We start from the raw sequence: 213 nt of genomic DNA, 5'->3' as shown, positions 1-213 counted from the left end.
TCTCCTCGTACAGCTTCAAGTGCTTTTGGATCACTTTGTGCTGTCCCACCGTTGGGTTGACTAAAGCCTTTTTCAATTTGGTAATACCACTCACTTGCTCGTGTCTGACGTTCAAGTAGCTTATCACCACTATTTCCTTCCCAGTAAATGAGAAAGAGTTGGGCAAGACTAGCTGGACTACCTGTATTTTTGAAGAAGTCCTTTAACCAGTTG

The 213-nt window shown here is 43.2% G+C and carries 1 protein-coding gene; it reads right to left on the bottom strand.

Annotated elements, in window-relative coordinates; genetic code table 11:
* A partial coding sequence (locus tag ACHUFA_RS11135; RefSeq protein ID WP_394406134.1) for a hypothetical protein occupies positions 1-213 on the bottom strand: 213 nt, incomplete at both ends.

Origin of the sequence: Streptococcus hepaticus (assembly GCF_043656315.1) — a bacterium.
GTDB classification, from domain to species: Bacteria; Bacillota; Bacilli; order Lactobacillales; family Streptococcaceae; genus Streptococcus; species Streptococcus hepaticus.
This window is presented reverse-complemented; position numbering and strand designations above follow the sequence as displayed.